This window comes from Nonomuraea antimicrobica (assembly GCF_039536965.1).
GTDB lineage: Bacteria > Actinomycetota > Actinomycetes > Streptosporangiales > Streptosporangiaceae > Nonomuraea > Nonomuraea antimicrobica.
The window spans coordinates 19,407-40,051 of sequence record NZ_BAAAZP010000152.1; the positions used below are offsets into that span (position 1 = coordinate 19,407).

Here is a 20,645-nt window from a genome sequence, read left to right on the forward strand (position 1 = left end):
TCCTACCTCCGCGTGCCGCGCGATGCCCGTTGAGAGGGCCTGGCCGCATGCTGTCCGCAACTGATACGCCCCTGATACAGGGCCGGTCGGCGGGGATTGCACCACCGTCCCCGCGATTCCAGACTTCGAGGAGTGAGAAAAGTAGCCTTCATCGGAGCCAACAGCATCGAGTTCAGCCAGTCCGACATTGTCGACCTCTGCAACATGAGCGAACTCGGCGAGCTGGAATTCGCCTTGTTCGACCCGAACACCGGATTACTCGACCGGGTAGCGGCGCTCTCCCGGGCGATCGTCGAGCGTACGGGTGCGGGCGCCGCCGTGCGGACGTACGACAAGAGGCGGCGGGCGCTGACCGGCGCGGACTACGTCATCACCGAACTGGAGGTCGGCGGCATCGACGCCACCTGCGTCGACCTCGACGTCCCTGCCAGGTACGGGGTCCGCCAGCCGTCCGTCGACACGCTGAGCATCGGCGGCATCTTCCGCGGCCTGCGAACCCTCCCCGTCATGGTCGAGCTGGCACAGGAGATGGTCGCGCACTGCCCGGACGCCTGGCTGCTCAGCTACACCAACCCGATGGCCATGTCGATCCAGGCGATACTTGATGCCACGCCGCTGCGGCGGGTGGTCGGCCTGTGCCATTCGGTGCGGGAGACACACGAGGAACTGGCCGCCCTGGTGGGAATGGCGCCGGCCGACGTCGGCTTCCGCGCCGCCGGCCTCAACCACCAAGCATTCGTCCTGCGTTTCGAACACCAGGGGACCTCGCTCTATCCCAGGCTCGATGACGCGCTGGCCGCCGTCCAGCTACCCCCGCGGATGCGGCTGAGGGCCGAGCTGTACCGGAGATTCGGCTTCTTCCCGACCGCCCCTGAGGGCACCGCCGAGTACTTTCCGTGGATCATGCGGCACGACCAGGAGTTGGCGCGGCTGAGCGCGGTGGCCGACTGCGCCGCAGACCGCGCCGCCGGCTACCGCCGCCAGATGGCGGACCTGACCCATGCCGTCGCCGAACGCGCCGTCGGTCCGCTCGGCCCCACCGACGAGCTCGCCGCCGGGTTCATTCACTCCATTGAGACCGGCGTCGAGCGCGAGGTGTACGCCACCGTGCGCAACTGTGGCCTGCTTCCAGACTTCCCGGACGGGTGCTGCGTCGAGGTGCCCTGCACGGTTGGCGCGAATGGCGCGACGCCGACGGCCATCGGACCGATGCCGCCGCAACTTGCGGCGCTTTGCCGGACCTTCCTGAACGTGACCGAGTTGACAGTACGTGCCGTGCTGTCGGGCAGCCGGGACCACGTTCGGCACGCGGCCATGCTCGACCCGAACACCTCAGCGACGCTGCCGATGCCCGAGATCGCCGCGCTCTGCGATGAGCTGCTCGCGGCGCATGAGCACCTGCTCCCAGACTCCCTCCGCTGAGAGCGCTCGCCTCCCGGGGTGTCCGCAACGGCCCAGTGACCATACCTGAGCTTGTTCCGCGTCCCGGAATTGGCCGGTGTGTCCGACCGGCAGCCGTACCCGGAGCCGGTCAGCCAGGGCGGCGTGAGCGGCGCTGGCGTACTGCTCGGGGAAGACCCGTCGGTGCCACCACCGCGCCCATCAAGCCCTGGACCAAGCGGCGCCGCTGCGCACTGTCCCCGATCCGAGCACGGACCCAGAGCGGATCATCGACCTGAACATACGCCGACGAGACCGGCTCGGCGGCGTCCTCCACGAGTACTCACATGCCGCTTGAACTGCATGGATGCAATTTTCGGCAGGCGCACTGTTCGCTACCGTGCCTGCGGTAGGTACGCATACCGCATTCAGTCGATTCCGGACGACCTACCAGGCCGGTAAAGTGATTTTTATGGATGAATCGGGCATCCAGTCGTCCCCGCCATGGCGACAGGTGCCCCCACTCGTGCTGGACGTCGTTCTCGCGGTCGCGGTGGTGGCGGCCGGCCTGATCATGGTCACACGCCCGGGAACTGCCGAAGGCAGGCCGATGACCTGGCAAGATGCGCTCGTCGCGGTCATCGCCTTCGGGCTGGTCTTCGTACGTCGCCGATGGCCACTGCCACTGCTCGCTGTGTTGACGGCGCTGGTGATAGCCGTGGCCGGGTCCGCGAACGATCCGGCCGGCTTCGTCGCGGTCACTGTCGTCGCCGCGTACACCGTGGCCGCTCAGACCAACCGGCGGAGCGCGTGGCTGGCGAGTGGGACGGCGGCGGCCGTGGGGTACGTGGGAACCGTCGCCTTCACCGATCAGGTCTGGCTCGGCCCGCCGCTGGGTGTGGTTGCCTTGATCGGCATGGCGACCGCGATCGGTGACGCCACTCGCAACCGTCGGGCCTATGTAGCCTCGGTCCGGGAGCGCGCCAGGCGGGCGGAGCAGACTCGTGAGGAGGAGGCCCGCCGCCGGATCGCCGAGGAGCGGATGCGCATCGCCCGGGATCTGCATGACGTGGTCGCCCATCACATCGCGGTGATCAACGTGCACGCCGGGCTGGCCGAACACACCGTACGCACCAGGACGGAGCAGGCCGAAGCGTCTCTGGGCCATGTACGGCAGGCAGCCCAGACCGTCCTCGGCGAGCTGACCACGATCCTGTCCGTGCTACGGCAGAACGGTGACGCCGATGCGCCCACCGAGCCGGTACGGAGCCTGTCGCAGCTCGGCGAGCTGCTGGACACGGTCGCTGCGGCCGGGCTGCGGGTCGAACATCGTCAGGTCGGCCCTGAGCGCCCGCTGCCCGCGGCAATCGACCAGGCGGCCTACCGCATCGTCCAGGAGGCGCTGACCAACGCGCACAAGCATGGCATCGGGCATCTGGCGAACCTGCGCATCGAATACCGCGCGAACGCCGTCGTGCTCGACGTCGACAACCCGGCAGCGCCCCCGATCACGCCATCAGGCGAGACGGGGCACGGCCTGATCGGCATGCGCGAACGGGTGCATGCCGTCGGCGGCACGATCGCGGCCGGTCCGGCCGGGGACCGCTTCCACGTTCATGCCGTCCTGCCCATGGCGGCCCAACCAGAAAGCAGACTGTGACGACTCGCGTCCTCATCGCCGACGACCAGGCCCTGATCCGCGCCGGCCTGCGTGGCATCGTCGAATCCGCGCCAGATCTCGAAGTCGTCGGCGAGGCCGCCACCGGCCGCGAGGCGGTCACACTCGCCCGCACCGCCCGTGCCGACATCGTGCTCATGGACATTCGCATGCCGGAGATCGACGGGCTCCAGGCGACCCAGCAGATCACGGCCGACGAGAACTTGGCCGGAGTGCGGGTGCTCATCCTGACCACGTTCGAGCTCGACGAATACGTACTGCGCGCCCTGCGCGCCGGGGCCAGCGGCTTCCTCGGCAAAGGCGCCACCCCGACGGAGCTGATCGACGCCATCCGAACCGTCGTCGATGGAGACGCCCTCCTGTCTCCCAAAGCCACCCAAGCGCTGATCGCCCGGTTCCTCGCCAGCGGTGACCCCGGTCCGCTCCCGGACGCTTCCGTCCTCGACATCCTCACCGACCGCGAACGCGAGATCCTCGCGCTGGTCGCGCTCGGCCTGTCCAACAACGACATCGGCGCGCGGCTCTACCTCTCCCCTTCCACCGCGAAGACGCACGTCAACCGGGCCATGACGAAACTAGGAGTACGCGACCGGGCGCAACTCGTCGTCATCGCCTACCAGACCGGACTGGTACGCCCCGGCGATACCCTCTAGACGGCTGAGCCGCGCCGGCGCCGTGTCCTGGACCATGCGGTAGGCGTTGAGGCCGATCGCGGCGGGCAGGTCATGGGCCGTGTGGGCGGTGCTCGACCCGCGGCCCGGCGGCGTGACCACGGTAGGCAGCGGCCCCGGGCCCGCCCCCCGCCCCGGGCTGCGCTCCAGGCGAGCGTGCGGTGATTTTTCCGCGACCACCAGTCGGTGCGGGCGGACGCGTCGGCCGGGACGCCGGGCGTACCACGGCCGCAGTACCTCAACGAACCGCGCGCAGACGACGCCGATTACAGCCACCGGTCGTGACAGTGGATCGCACCGGAGTGAGCCGCTCCGGACCGTTGGAGGGAGACAGCAGTGAACCACGAAGACGCGAAGCCGACCGCCAGGCCGTACGGCAGACGGAGGGTAGCGGTACCGGCCGTGCTGACGGCTCTGGGCTGCTTGACGGTCGCCGCATGCTCGTCGGGCAGCAGCAGCGCGGAGACGCCGAGGCCCGCCTCCGCCTCCTCCTCTTCCGCTTCCGCCTCCGCGGCGTGCCCGCAGCCGTCCTTCGCCGGACGCAACGGCGGCGCTCCGCCGTCCGGCCCGGCCGCCGGCGGTACCCCTTCCGCGCCGCCCGGCGCGGCGAGCCCGCCGGCAGGGACATCCCCCGGCCCGATCCGGGAGCTGTCGATCGCGAAGACGATCAAGCCGAGCGACAACAGCACGAGCACCGTCTACACGCCGGCGGGACCGGAGATCACCTGCGGCAAGACGCCGGTCAGACTTCAGTCCGACATCACGTATGCCACTCCGACCACGACAGACGGCCGGCAGATCCCGCTGAAGCTCGACATCCAGACACCGGGGTCGGCCGGCAGCAAGCCCCTGGTCGTCTACATCACCGGTGGCGGGTTCAACTTCGCGCAGAAGTCCGCGAACCTGAACCAGCGCACCTGGGTGGCCGAACAGGGCTACGTGGTGGCCAGCATCGAATACCGGACCGTCAGCAACGGTAACGCCACCTACAAGGACGCGGTCGCCGACGTGAAGTCCGCCGTGCGCTTTCTGCGTGCGCACGCAAGCGAGTACGGCATCGATCCGGCCAATGTGGCGGTGTGGGGTCAGTCGGCCGGAGGTTACCTGGCCGCAATGGCCGGAGCCACCAATGGGGACAAGCAGTACGAGCAGGGCGACAACCTGGACCAGAGCAGCGAGGTCCAGGGCGTAGTGGATCAGTTCGGCCCTTCAGACCTGTCCAAGCTCGCCGCCGACTTCGACGTCGACATGCAGAACGACACCTACACACCTGGCAACGGCTTCGCGCAGTGGGTGTACGGCCCGGGGACCGAACGGTCCGTCAAGGACGAGACGCCGGAGGTCCGGGCGGCCAACCCGGCCAGCCATGTCAGCAGCCGTTCCGCGCCGTTCATCGAACTGCACGGCTCCCAGGATCACTTCGTCTCACCCAGTCAGACCCTGATCGTGCATGAGGCGTTGCGCGCCGAGGGTGTCGAGTCCGCCCGCTACGTGCTCGAGGGCGCCGATCACGGCGATCTGTCCTTCACGGGCGACACCGAAGCCTCCAAGCCCTGGAACACCCAGCAGACCATGGGGTACATACTCGAATTCCTGAACAGGCACCTGACCTGACGGTGCCGGCACCTGCCGTCCCTCGATCAGAACCGGACCGACTTCCTCGACGTCGACTGTCCGCTCCGGATGAACCTGTCGCCAGCGGGCTTGTAACCCACAGTTCGATGGCCGTGGCGATGTCGAGCGGCTCCGGCCCGAACAGCAGCCCGGTCTGCAGCGCGCCGTATTCCAAGGCGTGCTGGAAGTAGAAGGTGCCGAGGAAGAACACCGCGATCATCAGCGCCGTCGCCATCAGGATGAGGAAGGCGCCGGTTGCCACGGGCCGCCGAGCCGGCAGTCGGACGTCCATCAAGGGCGAGCGGGCTCGCCTCTGCCACAGCACGAACAACCCGTAGCCCACGGCGGCGCCGCTGCGCACCGTCCCCGATCCGATCACGGACCCAGAGCGGATCATCGACCTGAACATACGCCAAAGAGACCGGCTCGGCGGCGTCCTCCACGAGTACTCACATGCCGCTTGAACTGCATGGATGTAATTTTCGGCAGGCGCACTGCTTCGCCGACCATTTTGGTCATTTACATACATGGCGTATGTATGTAACATCCTCATCGTCGGATCGAGGAGGGCGCTCATGTGGGCAATTCGGCAATCGGCGTGGGGAGAGACCGCGACCATGGCTCTGGTCGAGGTGGAGGAGCTTGAGCCGGTGTTCGGTGAGGTGCTGGTCCGGGTGGTCGCGGCCGGGTGAATCCGGTGGATGTCTTCACGCGCCGGGGCCAGGCCTACAACCGGGTGCTCGACCTGCCGTTCAGCAACGGCTGGGACGTCGCCGGGGTGGGGGAGAAGACCGGGTACGGCGTGACGCGGTTTCAGCCGGGCGACCCGGTGTTCGGGATGCCCTGGTTCCCCAGAGCGGCGGGCGGTTACGCCGAGTACGTCACCGCCCGTCACTTGGCCCGCATGCCCGAGAGTTTGAGCTTCACCGAGGCGGCGGCGCTGCCGCCGGCCGGGCTCACGGCCTGGCAAATGTCACGGAGGTCGCCGATCTCGAACCGGGACAGTGAGTGCTCGTGGCGGGCGTGGCCGGAGGCGTCGGGCACCTGGCTGTCCAGGTCGCCAAGGCCGTCGGGGCTCATGTGGTCGGCACCGCCCGCGCTGCCAAGCACGCCTTCGTCCGCGGACTGGGCGCGGACGAGGTGATCGACTACACCACGACGGAGGTGTCCGCCGCGGTGCGCGACATGGACGTCGTCATCCAGATGCTCGGCGGACAGGCCGGACTCAAGGCGCTGGAATGCCTGCGTCCCGGCGGTGTCCTGGTCAGCGGGCAGGGCGCCTGGACTCCGGGGTCGCAGGAGCGCGCCGGTGAACTCGGCGTACGCGCCGTGACCTTCCTCGTCGATCCCGACGGCGCGGGGCTTCAGGCTCTGGCCGGCCTCGTCGCCGACGGACGGCTCAAGGTCCACATCGAGGCGGTGTTCCCGCTGGCGGAAGCAGTCAAGGCACACGACCTCGTCGCCACCAGCCGTACCACCGGCAAAGTCGTGCTCGCCATCGGCCCAGAGGGACTCAAAGTAGACAGGGAGCGAAGAATTGTCCGAGAGCTGTACCGCCCCGGCCGACGTCGTCCGGGGTTATGCGCAGGCGAAGAGCCGCGCCGATATGCCGGCGGTGCTGCGGCTCTGCCACCCGGAGATGGTCTTCGAGACCATCGCCTTCCAGGTGGTGGCGACCGGCATCGACGAGGTCGCCCGGCAGAACACCGCGTTCCTGCGTGCCTTTCCCGACTATGAGGTCGAGTTGGAATACCTGATCGAGGCAGGTGACTCGGTCGTCGGCGGCGGGACGATCCGGGCCACCATGGTGGAGAGCCTGGCCGGGATCGAGTCCACGGGCAGGAGCTACGCTCTGCCGTTCGCTCGTCACTGGAGGGTGCGGGACGGGCTGATCGTCCGCGAGCGGTTCCTTTTCGACTTTCATCAGATGTGCGAGCAACTCGGCCTGTCCACCGACGCCGCAGGGGCGAAGTTCACGGCCTGGCGCGAGCGTGCGAAGGCGGCCCTGCGATGACCACCTACGTGCTGGTGCACGGCGCGTGGCACGGCGGCTGGTGCTGGCGACACGTGGCCTCCCGGCTCCGGCAGGCCGGACATGAGGTGCACACCCCAACGCTGACCGGCCTCGGCGAACGAGCCCACCTGGCAAACCGCGAGATCGGGCTGCGCACCCACGTGGACGACCTGCTCGGTGTGCTGACGTACGAGGACCTTCGGGACGTCGTTCTGGTTGGGCACAGCTATGCCGGGCTCGTCGTGCGCGAGGCTGCCGACCGCGTGCCAGAACGCGTCTCCCGGCTCGTCATGGTCGACGCCTGGGCCGGCCGGGACGGGCAGTCGCTGGACGATCTGGCCCCCGCATTCTTCTTCGACTGGATCGAGTCCGTGACCGTGGACGGCCTGATCCCGCCCTCCCCGGCCGCCGCCGTCGGCGTGACCGACCCCGACCAGGTCGCGTGGCTGGAACCGAAACTGACCGCCCAGCCCCGGCGGACCTTCTCCGAGCCGACCCGGCTGACCGGCGCCGTCGACGCGATCGACTGCCGCGCGGTGCTGTGCACCCCCGGCGGCCCCATGCCCTTCCCGCGACTCGCCGAGGAACACGGCTGGTCGACCGCAGTCCTGGACGCAGGCCACGACGCCATGGTCACCGCGCCCGGCCCGCTGGCCGACATCCTGATGCGGGACGTGTACCCGTCCTGAGCCGACGTCGTACCCCAAGAAGAGAGGTGGCCGCATGGCCGAAGTGAAGATCGGCTACCTGCTGCCGACCCGTGATCAGGCCGTACGCGGCGGCGACGAGCTGACGCGGCTGATCACGATCGCCCAGCGCGCCGAGGCCCTCGAGTTCGGCTCCGTCTGGGCTGGGGACAGCCCTCTGGCTCGACCGCGTGCCGATCCCCTGGTCCTGCTGGCCGCGGTGGCCGTCGCCACGCGCCGGGTCACGCTCGGCACCGCGGTGCTGCTGCCCGCGCTCCGGCACCCCATTCTGATGGCACACCAGCTCGCCACCCTGGACAGGCTCACCGATGGGCGCCTGATCGTCGGCATGGGCGCCGGCTTCCCCACCGCCGGCACGCAACGGCAATTCGATGCGATCGGCGTACCCTTCCGGAGCCGCGTCAGCCGCCTCGAGGAGTCCATCGAGGCGATGCGGCGGCTGTGGAGCGGCAAGGACGTCTCGTTCGCCGGCCGGCACTTCGATTTCCGCGACGTCACCTTGGCGCCCGCGCCGGCCGGCCCCACAGGTCCGCCGATCTGGCTGGCGGGAAGCGGCGAACCGGCGCTGAGGCGAGTGGCGCGCCTGGGCGACGGCTGGCTGCCCTACCCGCCCGCCGTCGAGGACTACGCCCGCGATCGAGCGACCATCCACCAGACGGCGACCCGTCCGGTCACCTCCGCCCTGTATGCGACGCTCACCCTGGACGAGGACCCCCAGCGTGCGCGTGAACTCCAGCGAAGGAGCATCGAGCCCTACTACAACGCCCCGCTGGAGGTCATCGAGAAGATCCAGGCCATGTTCGCCGGCCCGCCCTCGGACGCCGCCGTATGGCTGAACTCCTACATCGAGGCAGGAGCCAGGCACATCGTCATCCGCCTGGCCGCCGACGACCACCTCGCGGCCCTGGAGGGGTTCGCTGCGAGCGTCCTGCCCCGACTGCACAGATGAGGGACATCCGGATCCCGGAGCCGCTACCGCGCTGTCGGCCGTGCCCTATTACCCCCCGACCGAGCCGGTAGCGGCTGCGTCTCGGCCGCAGGCGTTCGGCAGCTTCACGAAGGCCGCGCTGCCCGTTCCAACTGGCGTACTCGAAGGGAGAGCCGCCAGATGGCCCCGGGATACATGCAGCACGTATTTCTCCTATCCTCGGGGCAGGGCGAGAGAGGATGAGCGTGTGGCACAGAACGCGGATGTGCGGCGAACCCAGGAGGAACGCACAAGGGCGACCATGAGCTCCCTGGTCACAGCGGCGCGTGCGCTCTTCGTGAGCGACGGATTCTCCGCCGTCACGCTGGACGCGATCTGCCGCCGTGCCGGCGTCACGCGGGGAGCGTTCTACCACCACTTCAGAAACAAGGAACACATCTTCCGCGAAGTCTACGCGGCCAACCAGGAGGAACTCTCCGCAATCGTCCGGCGCGCGTTCCGGGCCGAGCAGGACCCTTGGGATGGGATAACCGCAGGCTGCCAGGCTTTGCTGGAGGCCTCCCTCGAACCCGCTGTACGCCAGATCACCCTGGTCGAGGCACCGGCGGCGCTCGGCTGGACCGCCATGCGCGATATCCAGGCCGGATGCAAGGAGCAACTGCGGCGCGGACTCACCATCGCCGTCGAAGCGGGATGCATCCCCGAGCGCCCCCTGGATCCACTCACCTCGCTGCTGTACGGGGGAATCTGCGAGACCGCCCTGGTCATCGCCCGCACGACCGACCAACGCGCCGCGCTGAAGGACACGCTGACCCAACTCGACCTGCTGCTCACCGGCATCGCAGGCCGCGCAGAACCAGGCTGCGCACACAGGAGCCAGGTCACGTCCCCGCGTGATCATCGCTCTTCTTGACCTGTGGGGCTCATAAGTAGGATGCGGTGTCTGACCTGCCGGTTCTCGGGTGGTGTCGGCCGGTCATTTGATTAGCTGGCGATCCGGTACTCGTTGATGAGGCCGCCGAGGATGGCTGTGCGGTGGACTCGTTGATCGGCCAAGTCGATGGGAGTGGGCGGTCGTGCTTCGGCTTGTGCTGGGGACAACTGTCCGATGCCGCGGTGAGGTCGGGCCGTGTTGTAGTGCTCCAGGTAGCGGATGAGCGTTCGGCGTAGATGGTGCTCGTTGAGGATGAGCATGCTGTCCAGGAGTTCGTGGCGTAGGGTGCCGATGATCCTTTCGCAGTGCGCGTTCGTCTTCGGAGCCTGCGGTGGGCTCTTGAGGACGCGTAGGCCTGCGTCCGTGAGGACCGCGTCGAAGGCTTCGGTGAACTGGCCGCCGCGGTCGCGGATCAGGAACTTGAGGTTCGTCATGTCGGCGTCGGTGTGCATCAGCAAGTTGCGGGCGGCTTGGGTGGTCCACGGGCCGGCGGGGTTGGCGGTGACGCCGAGCAGGTGGGGACGGCGGCTGCCGTGTTCGAGCATGATCAGGGCGTACAGGCGGGTGAGGTTGATGGTGTCCACGTGTAGGAAGTCGACGGCGACGATGTGCTCGGCCTGGGCGGTCAGGAACTGTTTCCTGGTTGGCCCGGCGCGGGGCGGGGTCGATCCCGTGTTCGCCACGAGTTTGCGGTGCCAGGCCAGCAACGTGTCCGGTCTGATCGGGAAGATTTCCGCCCAACGGTAGCGGGGTATCAGGTGCGAGAGCGCCGCCAACCACAGGCGATCGGCCGGCAGGGGTGGCAGTGATTTGAGTTATTGAGCCCCACAGGGTCGGAAGCCGACGGGGTTCCTGCGCGGTATGATCGGGCTAAGCAATAAGATAGGTGCCCTGGGCGATCTGCTCTTCGTTTTCACCGGTGCGGCCTGCGCTGCTGATCCTCAATGTGTAGACGATTATTTGACGAAGAGTTCGGGCGGCCCGAGTTGACAATAATATAACTATTCTTCCAATCAAACGGGCCTGCATCGACCTGAAGTCTCCTTGACCTATCACTTCGGTATTCGGCGAATATTCCCTCGGGGATGACCATGAATGACTTTGATCGCGACGAGTTTGTGAGCCTGGAAGAACAGATCCGGCGAACTCGGGAGATCCTTTGGAAGATGCCCTCTGCGCGACGATTCATTCAGGCGCTCGACGCGGAGGCCGAGCAAGACGGCGAAACCTACATCAGCATGTTCGAATATCTGCTCGAGGTCGTTGCCGAAGTGTTTATGCCGGCCGTGGAGGAGGACGACGACAAGGACGTGATCAAGTCCTTCCTCAACATCTGCGAAGAGCTTCTCAGTATGAACAGCGGCCTCCTCAGGGAAAGTGTCGACGATCTCGTGGCAAAGCTGCTCATTCAAGATTATCCTCATCTTATTCCGCAGAGCGGCCCGCAGCTAAAGAAACTCATCGCCACTCACTGAGACGATCCAAAGCCCCAACAATTCGGCCATCTGCATCAGTGCACCTATGGGACAGCCAACTCAATCATGGCCCCAGCTTCCTGCGGATGAGCGTGGCGAGGGGCGGCGCGGGCCTGCTCCAGCGTGCCGACCGGTCGGAGCTCGCGCAGGATCGCATCGGCGGGGTCGCCTAAGTGGATGGTTAGGCCCTACTAATGGCATATAGCAGCGTTTGTTCCGCAGGTCGGTCGTCGGATGGGCGCACGCTTCAACCCGTTTCGGTACTGCATAGGCGATTCAAGCCAGCGCATCACGCCCATCTGGCCCTGAAAGATCCTGCCTCATCCCAAAAGGCGGCGCTTCGCCCGCGTTTGATCGACGGTCGAACGGCCGTCTGGCCAGCCGCTTCATCCGGCAGCACCCCGAAAAAATGCCGCAATCGCGACCGTATCCCAGCGACCTGTCCGACGCCCGATGGGCCCTCGTCGAGCCAGACCTGATCGCCTGGCGCGCCGAACGCCGCGCAGGCGCCCTCGACGTCGGCCGGCCACCCGAGCACGACCTGCGCACCATCTTGGACGCCGTCCTCTACGTCAACCGCACCGGGCATCCCCTGGCGCTACCTGCCCCACGGCTACCCGCCCTGGCAGACCACCTACGCCTACTTCGCCCATTGGCAAAAGACGGCATCTTCGACCAGCTCAGCTGCCTGCTCCGCCGTTCCGTCCGCACCTGTACCGCGTCAAAATACAGCCACGACGGCTCTGACCTGCGGTCTGACGGGGTTCGTCCCAGCAGGAAAGATCGCGTCTTGTGCTTGTCCGCCTGCTCTAGCTGATCGCGCTCCGGGTGTTCGGCTGGCTGATGGTGCTGGGCCGTGGTCAAGCGTCGAAGGACACGGAGATCATGGTGTTGTGTCACGAAGTGGCAGTGCTGCGGCGTCAGGTCGGATGTTCCCCGGACCGTTATGCCCTTTCGGGGCCTTGTCCTAGGGTATCGCTCCGGAGACATGTATCGGGTGCGGGCGGCGGCCACGGCGACGGGGGCGCGCACAAGCGTGCGGATCGTGCATGCACACACGCGGGCTACACGGATGCGGGGGCGTCTGGCTGTAGCCGCCCCGTACGTAGTCCTTCTGTAGCCCTTCGCCCTGAGGACTGACTACGGGGTTCAACGGACGGGTCGTGATCGCCATCTTCAACGGCAGAAGAGCAGGGACGGAAGCGCCTCGTCGACCCACTCCCAGAATGGTGTGCCCGGCTGCTCGGATGTGCCGTCGACGCCCGAGAGCGCGACTCGGGGGATGTCGTCTGGATCGCGGTCGGCCATGTCCAAGAAGTAGGCCTCGGCAGCGGAGCGACAGGTGCAGAAGAGTATGCGACGGTCAAACTCACCGTTCACCGCGCGGACGAAATCATCGGTCTCGTCGTAGTCGGCAGGATCCTCGCCCGCGTAGTTCGCGCGGATTGAGGCGCCGAGCGTGGTGGTGAAGCGGTCGAGGCGCAGATCGATGTCGGAGGATGCGAGGGAGGCGTGGACTGCCGTGAGGTCACGGACGGGCGCGGGGAGCGGTTCGGCAAGCGTGGGGACGACGTCCGTCGGGTTGAGGCGGGTCGGGGCCGTCGCCCACAGCACATCTGGGTAGTCCGGCGGCACGTCCGCCAGGTCACGCGGTGGCTCCCCCGAGAGATCCGAGAGGCCTCCGTGGACGTGCAGATACCCGAGCAGATACTCGCCCTCTAATGCGACCAGCGCCAGCCCGAGCACCTCCGCGCGCAGCGCCGCCAGGAAGCGCGGGGAGCATCCGGCGACGGGTGCCCAGACATGCTCCAGGGCATTGACGAGGCCCGCACCGGTCGGCACACCCCATGGGGAGTCCTCGGCGAACGGGACGTCACCGTCACCGCCCAGCAGCAAGAGTCCTCGCAGTTCGGCTGCCTCACTCGACTCCGGTTCGAGCAGGGTCACGCTGTGCTGCATCAGCCGCTCGATGATGCGCGGGTCGCGGTTGGCCAAAAAAGTCTGCCACAGGTGGTCAATCTTCTCATTGTTCATGATCGCGACAATAGCCATCGGCGCTGCCGGCGACACAGCAGCATCAAGAACGGCCCTCGCCGCACACCGAGTCCACCGCCGGACCATCCTTGGCGGCCTCATCAACGAGTACCGGATCGCCAGTTGACACTGTCAAGAAGCCACAGGTCGGGCACCGAATCCAATTATCGAGCCCGACAGGCAGGCGGGGCATCGCCACAGCACGGCGATCAGCGTGGTCTGGAGACGGGACACGACCTGGTACAGGTTCAGGCCGTGTGCATTCCTTTTGGGCTGAGGCGCTGTTCCAGGCAGAACAAACAGGTGGGCTGTCGAGACAAGAGTGACATGGCGCTGGAATCCGGCGTAACCACGGCCTCGTAGTCGCCCAGGCCGAGGGCCTGTCCATCTCGCGGTATCAGTTCCGGCCGCGCCGCACCACCGCCCAGGCCAAGAACCCCATCAACTCCTGGTGCGCCTATCACCAACCGACCGGGGCCTGCCCGCGTTGTCGGCATGGAGGCTGCGCGCCGGTTGGATCGTCGAGCTGCTGTCCGACCGCAGCGATGTCAGAGAGGTGGCAGCGCGCGGCGGCCGCGGCGTGACCAGCCCGGTCCCGTACGGGTTGACGCGGCCTGCCAACGCCGGGTTGCTCACCTGCCCGCCCCGTCCGTCAGGGTCAGCGCGATTTCGGCGGTTCTGGTCGTGCCGGGGGTGAAGGAGATGGTTGTTCCGGCGGCCTGTGCCTGTTCGATCCCGAGACCCGGGATGCTGGTCGCCGGTTCGATACCGAGGACGTAGACGCCCTGGTACCACGGGAATCCGGGTGTTCCCGCCGCTTCCAGCCAATACCAGGCGTAGGGCATGAGGGTGGCGTTCCATTCGAGTCGCGCGCCCAGGTCGAGTCGCGTGTTGCGGAGCGTGACCAGTCCGGTGGGGAAGCCGGAGAGGTAGGCCATGCGGCTGACCCCGGCGCGCGGGTGCGGTACCCGCCGGAGGTCGGCCGGTTCGCCGCCCGGTCGGCTTGCGACGTGTGGCCATGTGCCGGTCGCGCCGGGTTGCACGTCGGTCGGGCCGCCGGGCGGTACGGCGTCGACGGTGAGATGCGTGGCCGTGCTGTCGATCACGCAGTCGGCGGACAGGAAGGGCGGGCCGAAGGCGGGGTGGTGACTCCACATGACGTCGACGGAGTGCCCGCCGCGGTGGGTGATCGTTTCGGTGACGGCCACGCGAGGGCCGTCGACGGTGATCCGCTTCAGGATCCGGAACGGGCTGTGAACCAGTTCGGCGGTCATCTCGATGGTGGTGGCGGACGCGTCGAGGTGCCAGTCGAATGGCGCGAGCCAGGCTTCACCGTGCATCCCCCAGGTGGTGCCCTGGGCGGAGGCGGCGTTGCCCCCGTTGGGGAACACGGTCTGCCATCCGCCCGGGTACGCCTCCATGAGGCGGCCCTCGCTGTCCGTCGCCGCGCTGAGGGCGCCACGTGGTCGCAGTCCCCACGGCGTCGACCACAGTAGGTTGACGCCGTCCGAAGGGCGCCGAACTGACAGGATGTCCCCGCCCTTGCCCGGCAGCACCTCGACCTCCGCGTACGCCGAGCGCAGGGTCACGATGTCCCACCCCAGGCGGGTGGTGACGCTCATCGCGGGGCGGCGGCGGCGACCGGCGCTCCGGCGACACCGGCGTCGATTCGCCACAGGCTGCCGGCCAGCGGCTCGCTGTGGAGCTGGTCCGCTGACAGTCCTTCCCTGGCCGAGGTGACGTAGAGATCGGTGCCGTCGCCGAACGCGCAACTCGTCGGGCGGGACACCGGCATCCCGATCCGCGCGATCGTGCGTCCGGATGGCGCCAGTCGCAGCAGGCACGACCCGGCGTAGAACGCCACCCAGAGGCAGCCTTCGGCGTCGACGGCCAAGCCATCGGGCAGGCCGGGAATGTCGTCGAAGTGGCGCAGCGTCTCACGCATGCCCGCGTCGCCCGTCTCAAGGTCGTACTCGTAGGCGTACAACCGCCGGGCCACGCTGTCGACGACGTACATGATCGTGTCGTCGGGGCTCCAGCCGATGCCATTGAGCAGGGTGAACCCCTCGTCGACCAGGCGACTCGGCCGTCCCGGCGCCCAGACGCGCAAGGTGCCACGTCCGGGCTCCTCCTCGCTCCCGTTCACGCTCGCCCAGAACCGGCCGGCGGCGTCGCACTTGCCGTCGTTCATCAGCAGGCCCGGGCCGGCGGCGACGGGGTCGTGGACGTCGAGGCGGTCGCCGTCGATGACGGCGAAACCCTCGTCCGTCGCGGCGAGGTACGTACCGTCGTCCGCAGGGACGACCACGCCGAGGTGCCGGCCGAAGCGGGCCACGACGTCACGGCCTCGCCGGATGTCCGTCCAGTGCACCTCGCCTCGTGGTGTGTCGACCCAGAGCAGTTCGCCGTCCAGCCAGCAGGGCCCCTCGGCGAGTTCGGCGCGCGCCGCCAGGACGAGGTCGACCATGCCGTACGAACGGGGCGCGGGCACCAGGTCCCCGCCGAACTCGCGAGTCATCGGCCTACCGCCTTGTCTGAGAGAGTGCCGGCCCGCTCTGCCTGCGACCCGTCGTCGGCCGCGATCGCGCGGCCGATGCGGGCCATCCAGTCGCCACGTCCGGTGCGCGACAGCACTGCCACGACGAGCAGTCCCGCCACGAACCAGGCCACCGCCACGACCGGCGCCCATCCGTTGATCCCCTCGGGCAGCGGGCTCACCGTCTTGTACCCGACGTAGAGCAGGACGATCGTGGAGAAGATCGGGATGGCGAGGTGAGTCAGCCGGTTGTACTCCTGCGGGTACCTGCGTGAGTAGAGCCGCCACATCGCGAGGTTGCCGGCCGAGTAGACGACGATGACCAGCAGGGTGATGATGATGGCCGCGAACGACAGCACACCGACCGGGCCGAAGAGCGCGCCGCCGCCCAGCGCGACAACCGCCGTGACGACCGATTGTGTCCAGACCGCGTTCACCGGTGTACGGCGTACCGGGTGGATCTTCGCCAGCGGCGCCGGCAGCGCGCCGGCCCGAGCCATGCCGTAGATGACCCGTGTCGAGGCGTTCTGCACGGCGATGCCGACCCCTACCGCGGAGTTGATCAACGTGATCAGGAGGAGGATCCACCCGACACCCCACAGCCGGTGTGCCAGGGTCAGCACCGGCGAGCCGTCCGACACGAAGCCGGACAGGTCGTCGGTGCCCCAGCCGATGATGATGCCCCACGAGGTGAACAGGAAGAACACGCCGGAGATGAGCAGTGACAGCACCACTGCCCGAGGCAGGGTCCTCGCCGGGTCGCGGCTCTCCTCCGCCAGCGGGGCGACCTGCTCGAACCCGGCGAACGCGAAGATCGAGAACACGATGCCGAGGAAGAGGCCGTTGAAGCTGGACGCGTTCGACGGGTCGAAGGGGATGAGGTTGACGCCGCCGGGCCCGGGTTGGAGGAGGCCGGTCAGCGCCAGCGCGACGCAGACGATGATCTCGAAGGCACCCAGCAGGACGACGACCTGGATGGACAGCTTCAGCCCGTAGTAGGACACCACCGTCAGCAGGACGATGCCGATGAGGACCGGTATCCACCAGGCGAACCGGAATCCGAACTCCGCCTTGAGCGTCGACTCCAGGATCCCGCCGAGGAAGGCGAGGTTGATGCCGGCCCCGATGGGTTCGAAGAGCAGGAAGATCCAGGCGACGAAGAATCCCGCACGGGGGCCGATGGTCGAGCCGACCCACGTGAAGTAGCCGCCGGCCGACGAGATCTTCTTGGAGAGCTGGATGACCGACACGGAGACGGTCGCCATCGCCAGACAGGCGAAGGCCAGCGCGAAGGGGCTGGCGATGCCCGCGACCCCAGAGATCGCCTGGACCGTGAAGATCAGTCCAACGGCTGGAGCGATGTGGGTGATCGCCTGCATCAGTACCCCGGGCAGCGAAACGGCACTGGCGTCGAGAGTGTGCTGCGTCGTATCGGTGAGTGCGTCCTTTGTCATGATCAGACCTCCGCGGGCCTCTTCGTGCTGCCTAACGTCGGGATGGCGTTTCCGTAGATTCCTCTGGGTGCCAGTGGTGCCATGGCCGCACGATCACGCGGAATTCGGCACCACGGTCGCGAATCGCTCCAGGGCGTCACGATCCAGTTCGATGCCGAGACCGGGGGTGCTGGGCACGACGAGCCGGCCTTCGTCCATCGTGAAGTCGTCGACGATCAGCGAGCGGCGCAGATTCGACGACGACAGGTCCCTGGGCAGGAACTCCAGGAAGGGAATCGACTCGGTCGTCGCCGCGAGGTGGATGCCCGCCGCGATGGAGATCCCCGTCTTCCAGATGTGCGGCACGACCGGGACGTTGGCGTCCGTCGCCGCGCGCACGACCCGGCTGGCCTCGGTGAGGCCGCCCACCCTGCCGATGTCGGGCTGGACCACGCTAACCGCCCCGCGGCGGAGCAGTTCCTCGAACTCGAACCGGGTGGCCAGCCATTCGCCCTGGGCGATCGGGATGGGCTGCTCGGCGACCAGCCGCGCGTAGCCCTCGACGTCGTCGGACGGCAGCGGCGTCTCCAGGAAGTAGACGTCGTACGGCTCCCATTCGCGGATCGCGGCCAGGCAGGAGTCGGCGTCGGTGAACGAGTATTGTGCGTCGACCATGAGCGTCATGTCCGGCCCGACCGCGCCGCGCACCGCCTCGATCACCTCGGCCATCCGCTCGACCTCAGCGTTAAGCCCCAGATGAGCGTACGCACCCGCCAGCGTGACCTCCAACTTGGCGGCGACGAAGCCGAGCCCCTGCGCCTTCAGCGCCCACTCGACGAGCGAGGCTTTGTAACTGTCGAAGCTCGACTGGTCGGGCTGCAGGGAGGCGTAAGGCGTGACGCGGTCCCGTACCGCTCCGCCGAGGAGTTGGTGGCACGGCTTGCCGAGGGCCTTGCCGCGCAGGTCGTGCAGAGCCATGTCGACGGCCCCGATGGCGTGGATCACCGCGCCGCGCCGGCCGTTCATCGCGGTGCCGACGTAGAGCTCCTCCCAGATGGCCTCCACGTCGAGCGGGTCGCGTCCGATGAGCAGTTCGGTGATCCCGCGGCCCATCGTGTGCGTTCCTGGAGCCTCGATGCAGGCCCGCGCGATCCAGGGGTTGACGTCGCTCTCACCGATTCCGATCAAGCCCTCGTCGGTGATGATCTCGACCACGATGTCGTCCTGTGCCGAGCTGGTGGCGCCGATGTTGTAGTCGGGGTCGAGCAGCACGTGGCACTTGACATCGACGATCTTCACAAGGTCCTCCAAATGTGGTCACGAGAGATGTGGTCTGCCTCGTGGCGGTGACCGGGCTCGGGGCTCAGACTCCGGTGAAAGCGTCCTTCACACAGCTCTAGTCTGTTGTCAGACAAGAACTTCTTGTCGGACAACGCTATAGACCCGGCTCCGGGGTGTCAACGATGTGCGGTCGCGGATTTCGGTCAGGCCCCGAGGCGAGATCCGGGCCAGAAACAGCGAAACGCGCCCTCCCGGGGGGAGGGCGCGTCTCACGCCGCTGCGGCGGGTGCCTGCGACGGGCCGGCGTCTCGTCAGTCCGTACGGTCCGTGCCCAGCACGGACAGGTCGTGATGGTGCGACTGCGCCAGGTGGTCGGCCATCTCCGCGGCCGCGGCATTCGGATCGCGGGTGCGCAACGCGCGAAGCAGCCGACGGTGGCGCTCGACCCCGTCGGCCCGCACGTTCGCGCGTGCGTGTATGGGCAGTTGGTCGGTGCGCATGGCGTCGGACAGCGAGTTGAACATGTAGATGATGGCGGTGTTGTGGCACGCCCGGACGATCTCGCTGTGAAAGGCGACCGTCCCCGACCAGAACTCCTCGTCGCCGTCGACCTGGGACAGCCTGTCGAGATGCGCGTCGAGGGCCGCGAGCTCGGCCTCGGTGGCGAGCTCGCAGGCCAGGCGGATGGCCCCGACCTCAAGGATGTTGCGGGCCTGGTGCAACTCTTCGACGCGCCTCATGGTGAGCAGCACGTCGAGCATCTCCAGGGGCACCCGCCGGCTCTCCTGGTCGGCGACGAAGGTGCCCACCTTGCCGCGTGACTCCAGGAAGCCCCTGGATATGAGCATCTGCTTGGCCTCGCGAACCGTCGATCGGCCCACCCCTAGCTGTCGCGCCAGATCGGGCTCGGAGGGCAGCTTGTCGCCCGGCGAGAGCTGGTCGGTGCTGATCAGACGCAGCAACTCGCCCGCCACCCGATCCGCGACGCTCGTGGTGGAGATGCGCCGGATGCCGTCTCGTCCCGTGTCGGCGCCGGATGCGCTCCGCCGATCGATGCCCGCGGTCATACGGCGATCGTAGCCTTGGCGAGCAGCCCTCCGTCACACACCAGATGGGTGCCGGTGACGTATCGGGACCCGTCACCCAGGAGCCAGGAGATGGCCTCCGCGACCTCCCCGGGCTCGGCGAGCCGGCCCAGCGGCACGGCCTCCGCCACGCCGCGCCGCACCTCCTCGACGTCCTCGTCGGCTACGTTCGCCCACATCAGGGGCGTCTCCGTGGCCCCGGGCACGACGGCGTTCACCCGCACGCCGTGCGCCGCGTACTCGACCGCGAGGGTCCGGACCAGCGCGCTCACGCCGCCCTTCGAGGCGGAGTACGCGGCGTTCTGCCCGGCCGCGAATCCGACGAAGGCGGCGGGCGACGACACGCAGACGATGCTCGTGGCGCCGGAACCCGCCGCCAGCCGCGCGGACAGAACGGCCTGGCACAGCAGGAACGTACCTGTCAGATTGACCTCAAGGGTCTGCCGCCAGTCGGCGGGTGAGACCAGGTGGCTCGGCGCCCCCTTCTCGATGCCGGCCGCGGTCACCAGTCCGTCGGGCGCCCCGAACTGCTCTGTCACCTGCTCGACCGCCGCCTCGACCTGGTCTCTGTCGCTGACGTCACATTGGATCGCCAGCGCGGAGCCGTCCTCGCCGGCGATGCGCGCGGCGGCCTCGCTCACGGCGGCCGCGTCCCGATCCAGCATCGCGACGGTGGCCCCCGCGCCGGCCACGAGGCGCGCGGTGGCGAGCCCGATCCCGCTAGCGGCGCCTGAGATGATCAACGTTGACCCGTGCAAAGTGGACAAAACCCGCACTCCCCACCCTTAGCTAGAGTTCTTGTCTGACATAAGACTAGCAGTGTGGGCAGGCTGTAATCGGCAGGCCATTGGGTGGTGGCCTGCGCGGGTGGGGGT

General features: G+C 67.8%; 19 protein-coding genes and 2 pseudogenes. 13 read left to right on the forward strand and 8 right to left on the reverse strand.

The window, feature by feature from the left end:
* Positions 1-132: 132 nt before the first annotated feature.
* From ABD844_RS38035 to ABD844_RS38075, 10 genes and pseudogenes are all read left to right on the forward strand, one after another.
* Positions 133-1,422: a family 4 glycosyl hydrolase gene (locus tag ABD844_RS38035; RefSeq protein ID WP_344889268.1), complete on the forward strand. Its 1,290-nt coding sequence runs from the start codon at positions 133-135 to the stop codon at positions 1,420-1,422.
* A 325-nt stretch (positions 1,423-1,747) separates the two neighbouring features.
* Complete coding sequence (locus ABD844_RS38040; RefSeq protein WP_344889271.1) at positions 1,748-3,040, forward strand: sensor histidine kinase; 1,293 nt, start codon at positions 1,748-1,750, stop codon at positions 3,038-3,040.
* Positions 3,037-3,711: a response regulator transcription factor gene (locus tag ABD844_RS38045; RefSeq protein WP_344889274.1), complete on the forward strand. Its 675-nt coding sequence runs from the start codon at positions 3,037-3,039 to the stop codon at positions 3,709-3,711. The genes ABD844_RS38040 and ABD844_RS38045 overlap by 4 nt, the downstream gene beginning before the upstream one ends.
* Before the next feature lie 354 nt (positions 3,712-4,065).
* A complete protein-coding gene (locus tag ABD844_RS38050) occupies positions 4,066-5,343 on the forward strand; it encodes a prolyl oligopeptidase family serine peptidase (protein WP_344889276.1) in 1,278 nt (425 codons plus the stop codon).
* Positions 5,344-6,079: 736 nt separating this feature from the next.
* A complete protein-coding gene (locus ABD844_RS53405; protein ID WP_425568723.1) occupies positions 6,080-6,487 on the forward strand; it encodes an alcohol dehydrogenase catalytic domain-containing protein in 408 nt (135 codons plus the stop codon).
* Positions 6,424-6,777, forward strand: a pseudogene (locus ABD844_RS53410) (zinc-binding dehydrogenase); the annotation flags it as partial. The gene ABD844_RS53405 and the pseudogene ABD844_RS53410, both read left to right, overlap by 64 nt.
* Before the next feature lie 103 nt (positions 6,778-6,880).
* A complete protein-coding gene (locus tag ABD844_RS38060; protein WP_344889282.1) occupies positions 6,881-7,357 on the forward strand; it encodes an ester cyclase in 477 nt (158 codons plus the stop codon).
* Positions 7,354-8,046, forward strand: coding sequence for an alpha/beta fold hydrolase (locus ABD844_RS38065; RefSeq protein ID WP_344889285.1), 693 nt, complete (start codon positions 7,354-7,356; stop codon positions 8,044-8,046). Before ABD844_RS38060 ends, ABD844_RS38065 begins: the two co-directional genes overlap by 4 nt.
* 34 nt (positions 8,047-8,080) lie before the next feature.
* Entirely contained in the window at positions 8,081-9,013 is a 933-nt protein-coding gene (locus ABD844_RS38070; protein ID WP_344889288.1) for an LLM class flavin-dependent oxidoreductase, read from the forward strand.
* 280 nt (positions 9,014-9,293) lie between these two features.
* Positions 9,294-9,905: a TetR/AcrR family transcriptional regulator gene (locus ABD844_RS38075; protein ID WP_344889290.1), complete on the forward strand. Its 612-nt coding sequence runs from the start codon at positions 9,294-9,296 to the stop codon at positions 9,903-9,905.
* Between the two features lie 71 nt (positions 9,906-9,976).
* Here the strand turns inward: ABD844_RS38075 and ABD844_RS38080 are convergent, their stop codons facing one another.
* A complete protein-coding gene (locus ABD844_RS38080) occupies positions 9,977-10,609 on the reverse strand; it encodes an integrase core domain-containing protein (RefSeq protein ID WP_344889293.1) in 633 nt (210 codons plus the stop codon).
* A gap of 402 nt (positions 10,610-11,011) precedes the next feature.
* Here ABD844_RS38080 and ABD844_RS38085 point away from each other — a divergent pair, with 402 nt between their 5' ends.
* The 3 genes and pseudogenes from ABD844_RS38085 to ABD844_RS53420 all read left to right on the forward strand — a co-directional run bounded on the left by ABD844_RS38085 (position 11,012) and on the right by ABD844_RS53420 (position 12,372).
* Positions 11,012-11,401 (forward strand): hypothetical protein, encoded by a 390-nt coding sequence (locus ABD844_RS38085; RefSeq protein ID WP_344889296.1) that lies wholly within the window; start codon positions 11,012-11,014, stop codon positions 11,399-11,401.
* A 409-nt stretch (positions 11,402-11,810) separates the two neighbouring features.
* A pseudogene (locus ABD844_RS53415) lies at positions 11,811-12,071 on the forward strand (transposase); the annotation flags it as partial.
* The gene (locus ABD844_RS53420) at positions 11,989-12,372 is read left to right on the forward strand and encodes a transposase (protein WP_425568724.1); all 384 of its coding nucleotides are present in this window, start codon (positions 11,989-11,991) and stop codon (positions 12,370-12,372) included. The pseudogene ABD844_RS53415 and the gene ABD844_RS53420, both read left to right, overlap by 83 nt.
* Before the next feature lie 205 nt (positions 12,373-12,577).
* On the opposite strand, the gene ABD844_RS38090 is transcribed toward ABD844_RS53420, so the two are convergent.
* From ABD844_RS38090 to ABD844_RS38120, 7 genes are all read right to left on the reverse strand, one after another.
* Positions 12,578-13,435 (reverse strand): hypothetical protein, encoded by an 858-nt coding sequence (locus ABD844_RS38090; RefSeq protein WP_344889300.1) that lies wholly within the window; start codon positions 13,433-13,435, stop codon positions 12,578-12,580.
* 632 nt (positions 13,436-14,067) lie between these two features.
* The gene (locus tag ABD844_RS38095; RefSeq protein ID WP_344889303.1) at positions 14,068-15,057 is read right to left on the reverse strand and encodes a DUF4432 family protein; all 990 of its coding nucleotides are present in this window, start codon (positions 15,055-15,057) and stop codon (positions 14,068-14,070) included.
* Positions 15,054-15,953 carry an SMP-30/gluconolactonase/LRE family protein gene (locus ABD844_RS38100; protein WP_344889306.1) on the reverse strand — a complete coding sequence of 300 codons (900 nt, stop codon included), beginning with the start codon at positions 15,951-15,953 and terminating at the stop codon, positions 15,054-15,056. The genes ABD844_RS38095 and ABD844_RS38100 overlap by 4 nt, the downstream gene beginning before the upstream one ends.
* The gene (locus tag ABD844_RS38105) at positions 15,950-17,425 is read right to left on the reverse strand and encodes an APC family permease (protein WP_344889309.1); all 1,476 of its coding nucleotides are present in this window, start codon (positions 17,423-17,425) and stop codon (positions 15,950-15,952) included. The genes ABD844_RS38100 and ABD844_RS38105 overlap by 4 nt, the downstream gene beginning before the upstream one ends.
* A gap of 93 nt (positions 17,426-17,518) precedes the next feature.
* On the reverse strand, positions 17,519-18,703 hold the full coding sequence (locus ABD844_RS38110) for a mandelate racemase/muconate lactonizing enzyme family protein (RefSeq protein ID WP_344889312.1): 1,185 nt from the start codon (positions 18,701-18,703) through the stop codon (positions 17,519-17,521).
* 293 nt (positions 18,704-18,996) lie between these two features.
* Entirely contained in the window at positions 18,997-19,752 is a 756-nt protein-coding gene (locus tag ABD844_RS38115; protein WP_344889315.1) for a FadR/GntR family transcriptional regulator, read from the reverse strand.
* Complete coding sequence (locus ABD844_RS38120; RefSeq protein WP_344889318.1) at positions 19,749-20,513, reverse strand: SDR family NAD(P)-dependent oxidoreductase; 765 nt, start codon at positions 20,511-20,513, stop codon at positions 19,749-19,751. Before ABD844_RS38120 ends, ABD844_RS38115 begins: the two co-directional genes overlap by 4 nt.
* Positions 20,514-20,645 lie beyond the last annotated feature (132 nt).

Coding starts and splice junctions, on each gene's coding strand:
- ABD844_RS38115 (WP_344889315.1), bottom strand. CDS start 19,752: ATGACCGCGGGCATCGATCGGCGGAGCGCATCCGGCGCCGACACGGGA.
- ABD844_RS38075 (WP_344889290.1), top strand. CDS start 9,294: ATGAGCTCCCTGGTCACAGCGGCGCGTGCGCTCTTCGTGAGCGACGGA.
- ABD844_RS38065 (WP_344889285.1), top strand. CDS start 7,354: ATGACCACCTACGTGCTGGTGCACGGCGCGTGGCACGGCGGCTGGTGC.
- ABD844_RS38070 (WP_344889288.1), top strand. CDS start 8,081: ATGGCCGAAGTGAAGATCGGCTACCTGCTGCCGACCCGTGATCAGGCC.
- ABD844_RS38090 (WP_344889300.1), bottom strand. CDS start 13,435: ATGAACAATGAGAAGATTGACCACCTGTGGCAGACTTTTTTGGCCAAC.
- ABD844_RS38100 (WP_344889306.1), bottom strand. CDS start 15,953: ATGACTCGCGAGTTCGGCGGGGACCTGGTGCCCGCGCCCCGTTCGTAC.
- ABD844_RS38040 (WP_344889271.1), top strand. CDS start 1,748: ATGCAATTTTCGGCAGGCGCACTGTTCGCTACCGTGCCTGCGGTAGGT.
- ABD844_RS38105 (WP_344889309.1), bottom strand. CDS start 17,425: ATGACAAAGGACGCACTCACCGATACGACGCAGCACACTCTCGACGCC.
- ABD844_RS38085 (WP_344889296.1), top strand. CDS start 11,012: ATGACCATGAATGACTTTGATCGCGACGAGTTTGTGAGCCTGGAAGAA.
- ABD844_RS38095 (WP_344889303.1), bottom strand. CDS start 15,057: ATGAGCGTCACCACCCGCCTGGGGTGGGACATCGTGACCCTGCGCTCG.